Consider the following 15,019-nt stretch of genomic DNA (forward strand, 5'->3'; position numbering starts at 1 on the left):
ATCGTTTGCTGTCCCGATTGGACGAACACCGTTGCGGTTGTGCCGTCGTCACGCCCGACCCGTCGCCCCAGTGCGTCCCATTGATAGGTCACATCGGCCACCGAGTCGTTGTCGACGTCCGCCGAAATGGTCTCATAGCACGTCAAGTCGGGCGATGGCGGACGGCGGGATGATGCAATAACCATCCCGCCAGTTTAACTGATGGGAATCACTTGGTGTCGCGCCTTTTGTCCTCCGCGCCCGGATGCGTTCGGCGGTGAACTTCCCGCAAGTGCTGGATCGTGACGTGGACGTAGATTTGCGTCGTGTTCAGTTGCTCGTGACCGAGCAGAGTTTGAATAGAACGTAAATCAGCCCCTCCTTCCAACATTAGCGTAGCCGTCGTGTGACGCAGCATGTGACAGCTTCCTTTCTTAGTGATCCCGGCATCATCCAGGTAGTTGCGGACCGTTTGCGAGAGCGTCACCGGATGAAACGGATTGCCGCGACCGGTCACGAACACGGGCCCGTCAGCATCAGGTCGCCCATCGGCGAGGTACTTGTCGATCCAGTCCAGGGCCCGGCGTCCGATCGGAACCACACGGTCTTTGCGGCCCTTTCCCTGCCGGATCGTGATCAGTCCACGTTCCCGGTCGATGTCGTCGAGATTGAGGGCAATCAGTTCGCTTCGCCTCATCCCGGTCGAATAGAACGTCTCCAGGATCGCACGATCACGGAGCCCCGTAGCCGTCGACACGTCGACCGTTCCGAGCAACGTCTCCACTTCCTCCAGTGTCAGATAACTGGACGGCAGACGGTGCTCTTCCTTCGGAAGCTCGATCCTGTCGGCAGGATTGGTTTGGATCGACTCGACCTCCACCAACCATCCCAGCCAGTGACGCACCGCAGCGATGTAGCTGGCCTGCGTCGCGAACTTGATCGGCTCGCCCTGCTTGGTGCGGTGATGGAACAGGCTACGACGGTAGGCTTGCAAGACGTCGTCGGTGAGGTCACCAGCCGTCTCGATACCGCGTTCGACGCACCAACCGACGAAGCGCCCCAGCGTGTAGCGGCGCCGGTCGATGGTTCGCGGCGACCAGTTGTTCATTTGCAGGTGAAGATAGTAGCGATTGAGCATTTCGAACATACGGATTGTCTCCAAGGACAGGGGAAAGAACGGAATCGGAACGTCCGAGACCGGAATGGTCACTTATGACCACAAGAGCGCAGTAGCAACTTCCAGCGAAAGCTACTACCGTGGGCGTTTGACACCGGAAAAGACGGTGTTTTGATGTTTTTTGCCGATGCTATACCTGGGCTATAGCTGGCTAACGTCGACCAGACCGGCCAAGGTCTTGCCATCGCACTGACCGTCGAACAGCAGTTCGTAAACGTGACGGCGTCCAACGTTGCCGCAGTGGCCCAGCACGTATTCCAATTCGACCAGCTTGGTCAGGTGCGTGTGGACCTGAAACTGGCTCCAGCCCAAAGCATCACGCACGTCACGGCGGGTAAATCGGAACTCCGACCGGTGCAGGTCTTGCTCTTCGCACGACTGCTTGACGAAGTCGTGAAGCCGGGTCAGGAACACCCGCGTTTGCGGTGACAGCTCATCAAGCGACCGGCCCAATATCTCAGCGGCGAGCTTGTTGGCTAGGGCGATGTCATCGCGAGTGACTTCGGTACGTTGGTACTGGTGAAGCAGCGTGATCGCTTTAATCAGCGACAGATACTTTGCAAAGTCTCGGCGCATTCTGGTTCGGTCATTTGGAAACGTCAACTTGTCGGCGAACGGATTGACGATCTCGACCGATTTGAGCAACCGCTGAGCGTTCTGGTGTAGCTTGCGAATCTTCTCGGCTTGTTCGGACGCCCGCTTGCCTTCGGTGGTCTGGGCGACCTGTTGACGGCGGTGAATGGCCTTGGTTTGTTGCCTACTTTCATCAACAGACAGCACAAGACAACGATTCATCAGCTCTTCGTCCAGGTCCAGAGCGGTGGTGGTGAGGAACATCGACACCGGCCCTTCGACCTCGTAGTGCTGCGTTTCCATGCGTCCGCCTTCGCGGCTGACAACGGCGTGGCGGAGCTTGCCTTCACTTTGCAGGAGCTTCAAAGAGTAGGCAGACTGGCTGACACCCTCGTCTTCGCTGACGGCCAGAATCTTGTGCTTGATCGAGTCCAGGTAATAAAGTGACTGCGGCGACAGATTGGTCAGCCGGAGCAGGTCTTCATCGGGGACCATCGATAGCACGGCGTCCATCAGGGAGGTTTTCCCAGCGGAACTGGATGATTGGATCACAATGGCAAGCGGCGTGTCCAGTTTACGCGAGACAGCCGCGATGTACCCGGCCAGCTTGTTGGTCTTCTCACCGACGATGCCGATCTTGTCCAGATCATCGGCGATGCGTTCCACGAGATTCGGCGAGCGGAGCAGTTCTAGGGCCTCGGCTTCCTCTTGGTCGGTGAGCTGGACGACCTTGGGGGCCTTAAGTTGTTCGATCCGTTCGGCTTGGATGGTTTCCAGGCTCAGGAGCAGCTTTCCGATGTCGCGTTTGACGATGTCTTCATCGACGTACAGTTCGGTGGCAACCGCTTTGATGAACGAGTTGCGAGAGCGGGCTTTGACCAGGTCAAGGCTATCGAGATGAACCAGCCCATCGCGGCTGGCCATGATGGCAACTTTCAGCGTCGTGGTCGATGCGTTCTTTTCCAGTCCGCGAACCCGGTAGCGGCGGTTCTCACGGCGGAAGACGATTTGACCGTCTTCGATTGCAAGGTCTTCATCGGGAGCGGACTTTATAGCGGCGTCAACGTGGGTTTCTGGCAAGCTACCAACGACGATCACGCCCGGTCCGGAGGCGTGAGGATCGAGCTTGTGGCCTCTGATGGCGACCACACGGCCATTCTGATCAATGGGCTCGGTGACGTAGCCTCGGAGCGTCTCGCGCCCGTTGGGCTTGTAGATGCCGATCTCGGTCAGCTTGTCTCTGATGGAACGGCCAAGTTTGGTGCGGCGGTGGGGAATGTGTTTTCCAAGTGACCGATCGGCGAAGCCGGTGGCGCCGACTTGATTGGCGAAAGCTTCGGCCTTGTCGGGCAGGCACTGGGAATAATAGTCGGCGACGGTTGCCAACGGATCGGTTTGAAGGTCGTCTAAATTCATGGTGGTTCTCCGTATTGAAACACTGCTTCGCGCCGATGACACGTTCGGGCAAGAAAAAACCGCCACCGGCTTTTTGGACCGATGGCGGTTTCTGGAATTGTTTGAGGGATGTGAGGCTACATTGATTTCGGGCGAAGGTTCAGGAGCAAGAATGGACGGCCATCACCTTTGCTCAATCTCGCTTTATCGTGTTCCGTAGGATGAACTTGCATCCCTTGCAACTAGTTGCCTCGGCCTTGCTTAACCGGCCGTCCTTGATCAGCGTGTCGACGTCTTTAACAGCATCAATCAGCTTTCCCTTGGGCATCTCGCTCGCAGAGTGATCCGAATAGTAACCAAGCACTGTTTCGTAACTGACGCAGTACCCCTTTTCGACGATAAAATAGTCGTCAACGAAGGCACGCATGGGACTACTGTTGTGGGCGATCTCGTCGAGCATTCCGTGCAGTGAACTTGGGACGGAAAACTTCCACCCTTCGTTGGCAAGCATTCGACAGCCATCGAGCTTCCACTTCGCAATTGCCGCAATCTCTCGGTGCAATCCCGCTTCCAGCTCTTCGCTTTCGTTTCCGACAAAAGACCTGCGGTACTCCACAGGCAGAATTCTGCTTGCAAGCGCGCCCGAGGGGTCCACCAGCGTTAGCCGATGATTTGTATACAGTTGTGTCGGCATTGGTAGTCGTGTCGAGACCTTCGAGACGCCTTTTCGGTCCACCGGAACCATATCACCTCCGGATATCGCTTTCATCATTGCAACGGATTGCTCCGCAACCTGCGGAGACGGTGGGCTCGCTTCGTTGACCAATAGCAATCGTTTGCCGATAGCATCTTCGAGACCGAATCGACTGCCGAAGGCGTCGAGCGTCATGCTGCAAATCGAAGTTTCGCCAATGATTCTGCTCATCAGACGTGATTCAACCCCCTTGCCCGCACGAGGCGGACCACACGCCAAAATGATCTTTTGTAGGTCCCTTGGGAAGAACGTCACATAGCCGCTGACTCGTTGGAAGTAGTCGATTTCCTCCTGGGTCCATTCGAGTGAACGAAGAAATTCGAGATACCGCTTTGGAGAACCCGCATCCGGATCGAAGGCGCATTGTGCCGTTTGTGTGGTAAACAGATCGGGCGAAATCGGTTCGAAGTAGTCAGCACCTCCATTTGCATAGGCATGGACGTTCACGTCGAAGTTTTCAAAGCGACGAACCTGACGAGCGTTCCAAGGGTGTTCGACGCGGTAAAAGCTGCTACCAGATTGGTAACTCGTCGTGATCGCTGTCAGCAGGTTAACACAGTCTCCTGTGTGTCGGGACGAAGTCGTTGGGCGACGCTGTTTGCTTCCCTTTGCCACGTTCTTTTGATGGTGAGACGCGAACAGATCGCGGGCTTGCAATGTAAGCCCAGCGGAAATTTCTTTCCGGCTTCGCTCCTGCCATCCTCCATTGAACTCGTAGAATTTACCGTCGAGTGTCACCACTTCGCGATTACTCAGGAAGCGGTCAACGGTCACTTCAGGATCGGTGATCTCGAATTCGTCGTGTCCAATCTTCTCCGGCTGGTGAAGCCACTTTGTGTATGTCTGCGGAAAGGTTTTCTGTAGCGTATCCCAGCCTTTGCCCTCGCACTTTGCGTGATTGCATTTGAAGCCGATGTTGCCTGATGATTTGAAGACAAGGACCGCTGGATTCCCATCGGTTTGATCCGCATCTTTTTTGAAGGGACACGGGCCCTTGATCTCAATCTTGACGATGTCGGGTGAGTCACGAATCTCGACGTGAAGACCATTGAATTCGAGATACTGACCAACACTCTTGGCTATCGTCATCGGATTAGATCTTCCGGGAACTTCTCCGCCAAGACCTTCGATCGCAGCTTTGATGTCGTCCAGGCTGACCATCGAATCCCATCGTCGGACGATTGCACATGGGCGGTGAGGTTCTGCTTTAACGTTCATTGAACCGGGGACTCGCATCGGTTGATGAAGTCGAGCCGCTGTTCGGTCGATGGTGACGGACTTGGTGTCGAATTCATTGGCCAACGCACGGAAGAATTCTTCCACGATTTCGTTGGTTGCAGGATCGATTGAAAGGTCGGTCTCGTAGTGAATTTGTCGACCGTTGCCAGTGTCGACGATCGTCGGCCAGCCCCAGCCGAACATTTCCAGTGACTCGATCACCGTCTCCGAGAGTTCGGCAACTTCCTCTCGCTGCGAATCAGACGCGACCCTTCCTTTCGGTCGGACCGGATCAAGATCGATGGTGATGAATGTCCGGCGCTCAATGTCTGCGATCCCGGGGAATAGCTTTGAGCAATCTGCACTGACCCGATTTGGCGTAAAGTAGACATTGACGTCCTGACGTCCTTCCAGAAAGGTGTGAAGACGTTCGCGGCTGTTGACAACGGCTGATTGGTTTGGCTTGCCCTTGCCGTAGCGAAGAAAGACGGGGTGTTTTTTTGTTGGGTTAAGCATCGCAATGCTCCAGTAAATTTAAGTGTCATGTTTGTCATCTAAATATCCATCGCACCGCTTTAGCAGAACCGTATCTGCATCACGTTCCCTTACCAACTTCTTTGAGTTGAAATGGGATGGCAAAGGTGACAAACGGAAAAAACGCCTTTTTCGCCGTGTTTGAGACCGATATGATCAAATCGGAGACGTGACAAATTCTTTGTTTGTCGTGCCAAATCGACGGGGCGAGCCAAGGCGTTCGGCTCTTGAGTTGGACCAAGTAGATTTGAGGTGGTCCAGGATCACGCAGCCCGATGGGCTGTGATTGCTGACAGCGTGGCGTTTATTTCAGCCAGAGATTGTTGCAGCAGCTTTTGCAGATACGGCCACGACGGACCGCGTGTGGAGGGATCGGCATCTCGTCCACGTCGGCATGAGTATTCTCGGAAAACCGATCACGGACTCGAAGATTCCCGGTCCGATTATGCGGGATCGCCAAAAACGAACGTAAATGGTGCGAGAGTAAGTCCCTCTACTATATATGCCTTCGAAAACGTGCCATTTGAGCACTCAATCTCCCCGATCGGCCGAGAAGGCAGGAATTGCAGTGCTTCGATTACCGTTCCTATCGACATTCCTGATTCTACCGACACCCTACGCGGTGCCAGGTTTTTCCTACGCAAGTTTAACGCCCCCGGAAACAGCTCCGGCGGGTGGGTCAAATCGGTGATCCATGACCAGGGTACCCGGCGTCCATCTACTCAGATGAGTTGCCTCGCTGATCTGCGGTTCGTTGGGTCAGGTGCCGCGTCGGTTTGCGCATCGACGGTTTCCAGCAGACGGGCGTTCTATCACCGGGCTGTGTCATGCAGCGGCCATCCGGGCCCGCCTGCCTTCGGCGAGTGCGCTCTAATCCAGGCTGGCGGGCATCGTGCCCGAAGATTGCGACGACATCCTGTCGTCGCTGTCGCTAGCGCTCCGGTGCGCTCACTGGTGCGCGTTCGTTGCCCGGTCGTTGCGCGTGTTCGGCATCCCGCCGAAGAACAGGCGGGCATCCTGCCCGCCAGCAGAAAAGGCCGCCTCGCGGCGGCCTCATTGAACGTCATTTCACCGGGTGTTACCCCCGAAAAACTACTGGTCACTTTTGATTGCTCTTATCCCGTGTTTCAGTTTGTGTTCATCTGTTTAAGGTTTGCTAGCGCCTTGATCGCGATTGGATACTCTGCAGCTACCGACCTCTCAAGCCAAGGTTGTGCTCGCTTCGTGTCGTCCAACCCAAATGCATAATGCTGATAGACCAAATACGCTGCTTCTCCATCGCCTTCTTCCGCCAACTTCTTCTTGACACCGAGTTCCAAGGGGTCAAGCATCAAAGGGCCTCCAGAAAAACTAGCATCATCGACCTGAAAGAAATCAAGCTCACGACTATCTCTCAAAAGCCAAACCCCAACAACAGAAGCCAGCAAAGCAATTGCAGCAAAGACGAAGGCTAGAAGCTTTACGTTGGGTTTCATCTAACTTACTCGAACATTCCATTCTCACGCCGCGGAAACAGCAAACGCAGAAGAAAACTATTGCGTGACTCAATTCATCAAATTCAAAGCTGCATCAGTGGAGTGGCGGATATGGCCCAGCATAAGGAACACACGCAGTTCCATTCCAGTAATGAAGCCATGGGCAATCAGGCTTGGAAATGATTGGTGGATGTTCGACACCGATATCCACAATCTTCGGGCGAATGTAAATCTTCCCGCCCGATAAATGCACTTTCGTATCGTACGACTGAACAGTGCATTTCAATTCGTTTGCTAGGTCACACGCCAGGTTTTTCTTGCCAGCATGGCAGCAATACAACACGATCTTAATGTGTGGCCTGAACCGAGGATCGTTTCTGATTTTCTCGGCCATCTCCTCTACTGTAATCGGAATATACTTCTCGGGATCGTCTGTCGGGCCACCAAAAAATTCTGAATTTGAATGACTTGCAACGACAAGCACACCTGGATCACTTGGATTTTCTTTGAAGTACGCTTCCCATCTGCAATATTCCGGACCATCAGGGTGATGATTGTTAACCTCTAACCCAAACGGATCGAAATTGATTAAAGGTTGCGAATCAACGTACTCGTAGAGCAACCACGGACTACCCTCGAACCCGATTGGATCTCTGGAGCAAAACCGCCCGCTGAGCGGATCGTACATCCGTGCCCGGTAGTGGTAGAGCGATAACTCATCGTCCCATTCGCGACCGGTATAGGTGTAGCGGTTCCCATCGGCCGTTGCCGTACGTGCCGTTCCGCTCCCGTCGAACACCGACAGATTGCCATAGGCATCATAGGCGTATCGCTCAACAATCCCACCGCTCGAATCGGTCAGCGCAGTGATGCTGTACTGTTGGTTGCGATGGTAGTATCTGTTGCCGCCGCTTCCTGACCGCATGACCGGTTCGTCGATGTAAGACGCATAGACGTAGTCGTAGGTGGGACTGGAGGCCGCCGCACCTGAGGTGTAGTCGGCAATCGTTTGCTGCCCCGACTGGACGAACACTGTTGCGGTTGTGCCGTCGTCACGCCCGACCCGTCGCCCCAGTGCGTCCCATTGATAGGTCACATCGGCCACCGAGTCGTTGTCGACGTCCGCCGAAATCAGCTTGTTCTCGAAGTCCCATGCCATCGATAGCGGGTCACTGCCAGGACGCAGGATCGCCGGAATCAGAGTTTGGTTCCCCTTGGCATCGTGATTGACCGCTTGGCCGGCAACCGTCAGCAACTCGTGTGTATCACCATGGGTCCGAGTTTGCACACTGGCATTTTCGGTATAGCTGTCCCAGTCGCCAACTAAGCTCAGGTTCCAAGCCTGGTCCAGGTTGTTGTCGTCTCGCTCCCACGAGACGAGGCGATCCTCGTCGTCGTAGCCACTCGCACCGACATCAAAACCGAAACCGCTCATCGTCCCCGTGATCCCCTCACTGGTCTTGTTCTTATTGGCGTCCCAGTCGTAGCTGAAATTACCGATCGACGCCCCGCTGAAGCTGATACTCGCCAGCGTGTTGTCGTTGTTGTAGGCACGTGTCTCGCCGACACCGTTATTGTAGGTGCTGCTGAGCATCCGGCCACCATCATCGTACGTTCGGGTGTCGATCGTCGTACTGTCGAAATCGATCCCGGCAAGTTGTCCGCGGTCGGTGTAAGTGCGGTCAACCTCTTTGCCATCCGGGTAAGTCAGCTTGGACACTTGGCCCGCCACGTCGTAGTCGGTCAGAACTGTGTAGGTTTGCCCACCGATCTGGATCGCTTCACTGGCTTTGCGACCGGCATCGTCATAGGTGTAGGTCACCGTGTTTCCGTAGCGACCACTGACCGCCGTCAGCATTCGGCTTGCGTCGTCATAGGTGAATGTGTCGGTGTGGCTTTGGCCCGAAAGCGGTCCACTGGCATGACCGGTGTAGGCCTTGCTGCTCAATCGTCCCGCCAAATCGTAAGTGTAGTCACACGTATCACCTTGCTGATCCGTCCGCTGAACCGTGCGACCTGTCGCGTCCGGGGTGAAGGTGACGATCCCATAGCCCGCTTGACCGATCGTGCTGCTGGGCACATGGTCCGGGTAGGTTTCCGTCAATTTGGTGCCGGCATCATCGTAGGTGTAGCTGGTGACCTGGTCTTCGGCATCGGTCAATGATTCCAGCTGACCGGTGGCCGTGTAAGCGAACTCGGTCTCACCCGAAAGACGGTCAACCTGCTTGATCTGACGCCCTCGCGCGTCGAACACGTAGGTCGTCACGTTGTTCTTGGCATCGGTCGAAGAGATCTTGTTGCCGGCTAAGTCGTAACTGCTCTGCGTCACGTCACTGGCGGTATCGGTACACTGGGTGTCACGCCCCAATGCGTCGTAGAGGCAGTCTTGACCAACCCCGTTGGGGTCACGAACCTTCAGTCTGTTCCCCGAAGCGTCGTGTTTTGTGGGTGGCACCATCCGCAAATTAGCCGGAATCCTCTTTAAGAGTCCTGACACCTTTTGCCCTCCTTGACACCTTTTGCCTTTCTCGCGGACCAGATTGAGATCAACGTACAAGACGCAGGCCAACAATCCAGCCTCATCCACAATCCGCTGCTTTCAAGCGTCGTTCCCAAAATCGCCCCGCGCGATCGGTTCTGACAGGTCACTTTCCCGCAGCCCCCAGAACCGCTTGGCGTTTCGATCATTATTATTGTCCGAGTCCAATGCCTGCCGACCAAAAGGACCGTGGTCCTCATGGCTGCGTCGTGCCGAGAGACGTCAGTCTTCTTCGCTGCCAGACGAATCAATCAGAGTGGCAAAACGGCCCTTTGGTTGCGGTGGAAGATGACCGAGTTCTGCAGTCAAGACGTGCGTCCGCCGCTTGAAGCCCAATTTAAGAGTCCTGACACCTTTTTCCTTTCCCGTGCCAGCTACAAACCTGGAGAGGCATAGGACTTGCGCCGATTAAGTGCCATTCGGTCCTGACACCTTTTGCCTTTTCTGCGGATTAGGAAGTGGACGCGTCTACCGAAGAAGAAAAAGACTAGTCGAAGAGCAAAAATGATTGTGGGATCTACCCGTGTTCAAGTCTATTTCGACTATTCCAATTTGCTGGTAGGTGGCATAGTACACAATCAACTTTCCGTCGTCCCTTGGCATTGGAAAGCACTCGAGTAGCCCAACCCGAGGGCTCACCCAGTTGGTTTCGATCTTAGAAAATTCGGTCGCATCTACGATACCGCCTTGGCTAGCAGAACCAACGAGCACTGCGAGATTCGGCAACGTAGGAATCAAAACAATCAGATGTCGCGATTGATCTGCTACTGCAACGCAATCAATTAACCATGAATCGCTAGTGCCTCGAACCTTAACTTGACGCTCTCCTGAAGTGACGACAAGAGTACTCTTGTCAACATCTAATTCGCATCGGACGTCGTCTTCCGGATTTGTTACGTCTGCCAAGAAGCCTGGCGTCAAGTCAAGCGTGCCATTTGACTTGTAATGCATTGAACGTGCCAATTGCTCCCATCGATCCGGTGTGCGACTCTCATACATCTTCTGCGTCGCGTCAAAGAAATCGTCCCAGAATTCGGATGATAGCTTGAGGGAATCACCCCCCGTCTCAATCATTTTTGCCTCGACAACTCTTTTGTTTAATTCCCACCGCGCAAAGAGCGATAACACTCGACGCGAACGCACGAATTCCCGCAATTCGGACACTGTAAGCTCCGCGAACAGCAATCTTGCAGAACGCGACCGACGCGGGACCATAAGATCCGGCGAACAGATTGACTCACTTAGCATATGAATAGATCCTTTTGTATCAGCATCTAGCAAGCGTCCACTTGGCTTTCGAGTCAATGTACGCTCTTGCCCAATAGCGCCTGCTCCCGGGGAGAGTACTGCTACTGACAATACGAGACAGACAATTTGGCGAGATGAGATCATAGAGCCTTGCTCCGAATACTGCGAGAAACGAACTTTTGCCGTTTGATACAATCGCAACAATTCCAACTTTTTCGCAGAGACGTAAATGCAGGACCTGCGGCACCTTCACGGGACCAGTACGCAGGTTCATCGTTAGTCGCTGGCAAGGAGCCAGAAGTCACGCCACAGGGTGTTTCCGCCCGCTGAGGAAGTTCCCGGTGCATTTCCGACTGGAGAATTTCTCCGGGTTGTCGAATGTTGTCTGGTGAAACACAAAAGAACTTGACAATTCGATTGGCCGATACTTTACCGCGTGTTTTAGGAGGTGGATCGATAAGCCCATTGTCGAGTGCTGGAGGAAATTTCCCTCTGTTTCTCACAATGGGCCAACCTTCCCAGTATCGATGGTTTTCTCCTGGTCGCTCTGGCTTTTTCTCATCACAGCTTGAGACGCGACAATTGAAATTAACCTCTTGAATAAAAAAGCCGAGCTTTGAGCGACATGGCCATGCCTTCAATGAAAAAGTATAAAGAATATGCGTGTTTGGATTATCACAGTCTTCTCTGGAGAGCCACTTAGAAGTAACTAATAGCTCCGTCGTCTTTGTACCGTACGGATCTGCCGAACTGAGAACGAAGTTACATTGATAAAGATTATGTCCATCGATAAACCCAATCGGGTCTCTGGAGCAGAAGCGTCCTGAGATGGCATCGTACATGCGGGCGCGGTAATGGTAGAGTCCTAGCTCCTCGTCCCACTCGCGACCGGTGTACGCGTATCGATTTCCTTCCGCCGTTGCGCTGCGGCTGCTCCCACTGCCATCGAAGATCGACAGCCCGCCGTACGCATCATAAGCGTAGTGTTCCTTGATCACCGCCGAAGAATCGGTCAGGGCGGTGATGCTGTACTGTTGGTTGCGATGGTAGTACGGCCCGCGATTGCTGGCGTGAATGACGGAGTCGTCTATGCCTGTTCGGCGAATTGGCTTTCGGTTGGATGAATTGAGCGCGACCATTCCAGTAGTTTAGCCGATGGTGGGTTCTCCAGCTTTCTATCGAGGCCTCAGACTTCGCCTATGACCAACAAGGTTCGATGTCAATTCTGGTCAAAAGCGGCTATCGCAATGGTTCGCACGGCGAAACACGCGATTTTTTCAAATTTCGCCGGTGCTATACCTGGGCTACACCTTGCTATCAGCGACGGACAGCCTGGGGATCACCATTGCAAGAATACCTCATTTTCTTCGACGCTGAGCCAAGTGGCGTTGCGTCCGCACCCGTTCTAGTTCTGCAACGCGGGCCCGTGTTTTAGCAGGCAGTTGCTCAAACTGGTTCAGCGAGGGTGATCTGATCCAGCAATGCTTGCATCTCGTCCGGTGTTGAGGTGGCAATACCGCTATCGCGACCGATCGGATTCCGACGATCTGACTTGACCCCGTCGTGTTTTGCGGGTGCAACCATCCGCAAATTAGCCGGAAGCTCCGTTTAAGAGTCCTGACGCCTTTTGACTTTCCCTGACCCGTTTGATTTCTCCACTCAGGTGCATCGAGTGGATCACTCATCAAAGAGTCCTGACACCTTTGTTCGCTCCACCTTGTCCTCGCGGAACTTTCATGATTCGCGAATCAGGTTGTGGGGAGCATTCCATCTTCGCCTTGACGCGAATGGAAAAAATCCTTGACTACTTCTAACGCTTCCAATGAGCCACCTCGGAAGGTTACGAACTCCGAGACGAAACGGACTTTGCCTTCTCCAACAGAAACAACATCAATTAAAATCGGATCTTTACCAGTTTGTACAAGAACCCGAAGAATACGGTCTGCTGGCAGGCTATGCATGTTAGCCAATTTCCGCGCCGGCAAAACCATGCTCTTAACCGCTCGAAGCACCTTCAGTTCATCTGGATCTTCGGAAAAGTCAACTTGAACGCCATCAACTTCAATAATCAAGACGCTTGCATCCTCTCTTGAAAGCACAGCGTCAAAGAGAACTGAATCAGGCTCATAAACAGCCGGTCGATTGAAGTTCCCGCAACCGACGACTATACCAATGAAGACAATGCCAACACAAAGGCGAATTTTCTTTGTTACTCGCTGCACGGTTCTTCCACAAAGTCAAAGCTGTGCTGGTGACCACTCATGTAGATGTAGTAGGGCTGACCATATGGGTTATGTTTCAGGTGACGATTCGCACACTTAAGGTCACATGTGAGAGACTCGTACCAAGCACAATCACGCATGCAATTTCGATAGGCCTCAATATCGTCTCTTGTATCTGGTCCACCATGATCCGTTGGGTTATTGAACTCGTCTTTAACACTCCAATAGTGGATGCAGTTGATTGATGTCGCCTTCCGCACGCCATCACAACCACAACGTCGACAACTCACCCAAACATCACACTTCGACTTCATCTTGACGATCGACCTGCCAAGTGGACCAATGCTTGAGCAGAGGGGCACAAAGTGGACGCTTGTTTGAAAAGACTGTTGTTCACTCGTGTATTCAGTTTTGGTCATTCCATAACCACCGTCACAAGATGAACCGGCCGCCAAAGCGCGGCTCATCGCCACTGCCTCTGCGTCATCGAACTTCGGACTTACGCCAGCATTGTCGAGCCACGGTCGTATTTTGTGCTGCGGAAGGTGAAAGTCCGTTCCGAAAAAATAATGGAAGAGCCAATCTGCACAACGCCCCGTGGCGATGTCAATTTCCATCAACAAACCAAGCGAATCGGTTCTGGCGATTCCGAAGTAGTTTGCGTAGCCATTCGGACCATCGGGGTACCCGATCGGATCTCTGGAGCAAAACCGTCCACAGATCGTATCGTACATCCGTGCCCGAAAGTGAAAGAGCGACAGTTCCGAGTCCCACTCTCGCCCCGTGTACGTGTACCGATTGCCTTCCGCCGAAACTGACCGACTTCTTCCTGACCCATCGAAGACGCTCAACCCACCATAGGCGTCGTAAGCGTATCGCTCAACAATCCCACCGCTCGAATCGGTCAGCGCACTCACACTGTACTGTTGGTTGCGATGGTAGTACCGCCCACCATTGGTTGCGCGAACGACGAGGTCGCCTGTGCCTGTTCGGCGAATTGGCTTTCGGTTGGATGAATTGAGCGCGACCATTCCAGTAGTTTAGCCGATGGTGGGTTCTCCAGCTTTCTATCGAGGCCTCAGACTTCGCCTATGACCAACAAGGTTCGATGTCAATTCTGGTCAAAAGCGGCTATCGCAATGGTTCGCACGGCAAAACACGACGTTTTCGTAAATATCGCCGATGCTATACCTGGGCTATACCTCGCTATCGCCCCCCACAGACAGCCTGGGGATCACCATTGCAAGAATAACTCATTTCCCTCGATACTGAGCCAAGTGGTGTTGCGTCCGCACTCGTTCTTGTTCTGCAACGCGGGCACCGTGTTTTAGCAGGCAGTTGCTCAAGCTGGCTCAGCGAGGGTGGTCTGATCCAGCAATGCTTGCATCCCGTCCGGTGTTGAGGTGGCAATACCGCTATCGCGACCGATCGGATTCCGACGATCTGACTTGACCCCGTCGTGTTTTGCGGGTGCAACCATCCGCAAATTAGCCGGAAGCTCCTTTTAAGAGTCCTGACCCCTTTTGACTTTCCCATGTTGGTCCAGACGACTCCGTCTTCGACAGGCGAGCCCGCCGTTTGCGTTTTAACTTCTTCTTCAATCGCTTCGACGAGCCCCGGCTGAGAGCAGCTAGCGTTTCTCCTCCCGCCCCCTTTTTTCGCACACGTCCTTCTGCCGGATCGTTCGGCAGGCTTTCAATATCGGCGCGTCCCTGGCGAATCGTATCGCGATGGCATCCAAAGAGTTTGGCGATGTATTCAATTCCCCCGTGCCCGAGCTTCTCGGCTTCTACCGCCGCGTATCGCCGCCGGTCTTTTTCCGAAAGCGAACGATATAGGCTTTGCATGTGAGCTTCGACATCAAAACTGTAGCGATCCATGGCAATCCTCCGTGGTAAACTGACG

The 15,019-nt window shown here is 53.8% G+C and carries 10 protein-coding genes; all 10 read right to left on the reverse strand.

The window, feature by feature from the left end; translation table 11 throughout:
- A partial coding sequence (locus CGZ80_RS06935; protein WP_198953645.1) for a hypothetical protein occupies positions 1 to 185 on the reverse strand: 185 nt, incomplete at its 3' end.
- A gap of 23 nt (positions 186 to 208) precedes the next feature.
- Positions 209 to 1,126: a tyrosine-type recombinase/integrase gene (locus CGZ80_RS06940; protein WP_094412739.1), complete on the reverse strand. Its 918-nt coding sequence runs from the start codon at positions 1,124 to 1,126 to the stop codon at positions 209 to 211.
- Positions 1,127 to 1,297: 171 nt separating this feature from the next.
- Positions 1,298 to 3,145: a hypothetical protein gene (locus tag CGZ80_RS06945; protein ID WP_094412741.1), complete on the reverse strand. Its 1,848-nt coding sequence runs from the start codon at positions 3,143 to 3,145 to the stop codon at positions 1,298 to 1,300.
- A 172-nt stretch (positions 3,146 to 3,317) separates the two neighbouring features.
- Positions 3,318 to 5,612, reverse strand: coding sequence for a DUF5906 domain-containing protein (locus CGZ80_RS06955; RefSeq protein WP_094412745.1), 2,295 nt, complete (start codon positions 5,610 to 5,612; stop codon positions 3,318 to 3,320).
- Between the two features lie 1,145 nt (positions 5,613 to 6,757).
- A complete protein-coding gene (locus CGZ80_RS06965; protein ID WP_094412749.1) occupies positions 6,758 to 7,105 on the reverse strand; it encodes a hypothetical protein in 348 nt (115 codons plus the stop codon).
- A 94-nt stretch (positions 7,106 to 7,199) separates the two neighbouring features.
- The gene (locus tag CGZ80_RS06970) at positions 7,200 to 9,602 is read right to left on the reverse strand and encodes an RHS repeat domain-containing protein (protein ID WP_143543783.1); all 2,403 of its coding nucleotides are present in this window, start codon (positions 9,600 to 9,602) and stop codon (positions 7,200 to 7,202) included.
- A gap of 1,430 nt (positions 9,603 to 11,032) precedes the next feature.
- The gene (locus CGZ80_RS06980) at positions 11,033 to 12,031 is read right to left on the reverse strand and encodes an RHS repeat domain-containing protein (protein ID WP_094412754.1); all 999 of its coding nucleotides are present in this window, start codon (positions 12,029 to 12,031) and stop codon (positions 11,033 to 11,035) included.
- A gap of 609 nt (positions 12,032 to 12,640) precedes the next feature.
- The gene (locus CGZ80_RS06985; protein ID WP_143543784.1) at positions 12,641 to 13,114 is read right to left on the reverse strand and encodes a hypothetical protein; all 474 of its coding nucleotides are present in this window, start codon (positions 13,112 to 13,114) and stop codon (positions 12,641 to 12,643) included.
- Positions 13,102 to 14,145, reverse strand: a complete 1,044-nt coding sequence (locus CGZ80_RS06990; protein WP_094412758.1) for an RHS repeat domain-containing protein — start codon at positions 14,143 to 14,145, stop codon at positions 13,102 to 13,104. The genes CGZ80_RS06985 and CGZ80_RS06990 overlap by 13 nt, the downstream gene beginning before the upstream one ends.
- 456 nt (positions 14,146 to 14,601) lie before the next feature.
- The gene (locus CGZ80_RS06995) at positions 14,602 to 14,994 is read right to left on the reverse strand and encodes a hypothetical protein (protein ID WP_233148278.1); all 393 of its coding nucleotides are present in this window, start codon (positions 14,992 to 14,994) and stop codon (positions 14,602 to 14,604) included.
- Positions 14,995 to 15,019: the final 25 nt, after the last annotated feature.

The organism is Rhodopirellula sp. MGV (genome assembly GCF_002251265.1).
Lineage (GTDB): Bacteria > Planctomycetota > Planctomycetia > Pirellulales > Pirellulaceae > Stieleria > Stieleria baltica_A.

Coding starts and splice junctions, on each gene's coding strand:
- CGZ80_RS06940 (WP_094412739.1), bottom strand. CDS start 1,126: ATGTTCGAAATGCTCAATCGCTACTATCTTCACCTGCAAATGAACAAC.
- CGZ80_RS06945 (WP_094412741.1), bottom strand. CDS start 3,145: ATGAATTTAGACGACCTTCAAACCGATCCGTTGGCAACCGTCGCCGAC.
- CGZ80_RS06955 (WP_094412745.1), bottom strand. CDS start 5,612: ATGCTTAACCCAACAAAAAAACACCCCGTCTTTCTTCGCTACGGCAAG.
- CGZ80_RS06965 (WP_094412749.1), bottom strand. CDS start 7,105: ATGAAACCCAACGTAAAGCTTCTAGCCTTCGTCTTTGCTGCAATTGCT.
- CGZ80_RS06980 (WP_094412754.1), bottom strand. CDS start 12,031: ATGGTCGCGCTCAATTCATCCAACCGAAAGCCAATTCGCCGAACAGGC.
- CGZ80_RS06990 (WP_094412758.1), bottom strand. CDS start 14,145: ATGGTCGCGCTCAATTCATCCAACCGAAAGCCAATTCGCCGAACAGGC.
- CGZ80_RS06995 (WP_233148278.1), bottom strand. CDS start 14,994: ATGGATCGCTACAGTTTTGATGTCGAAGCTCACATGCAAAGCCTATAT.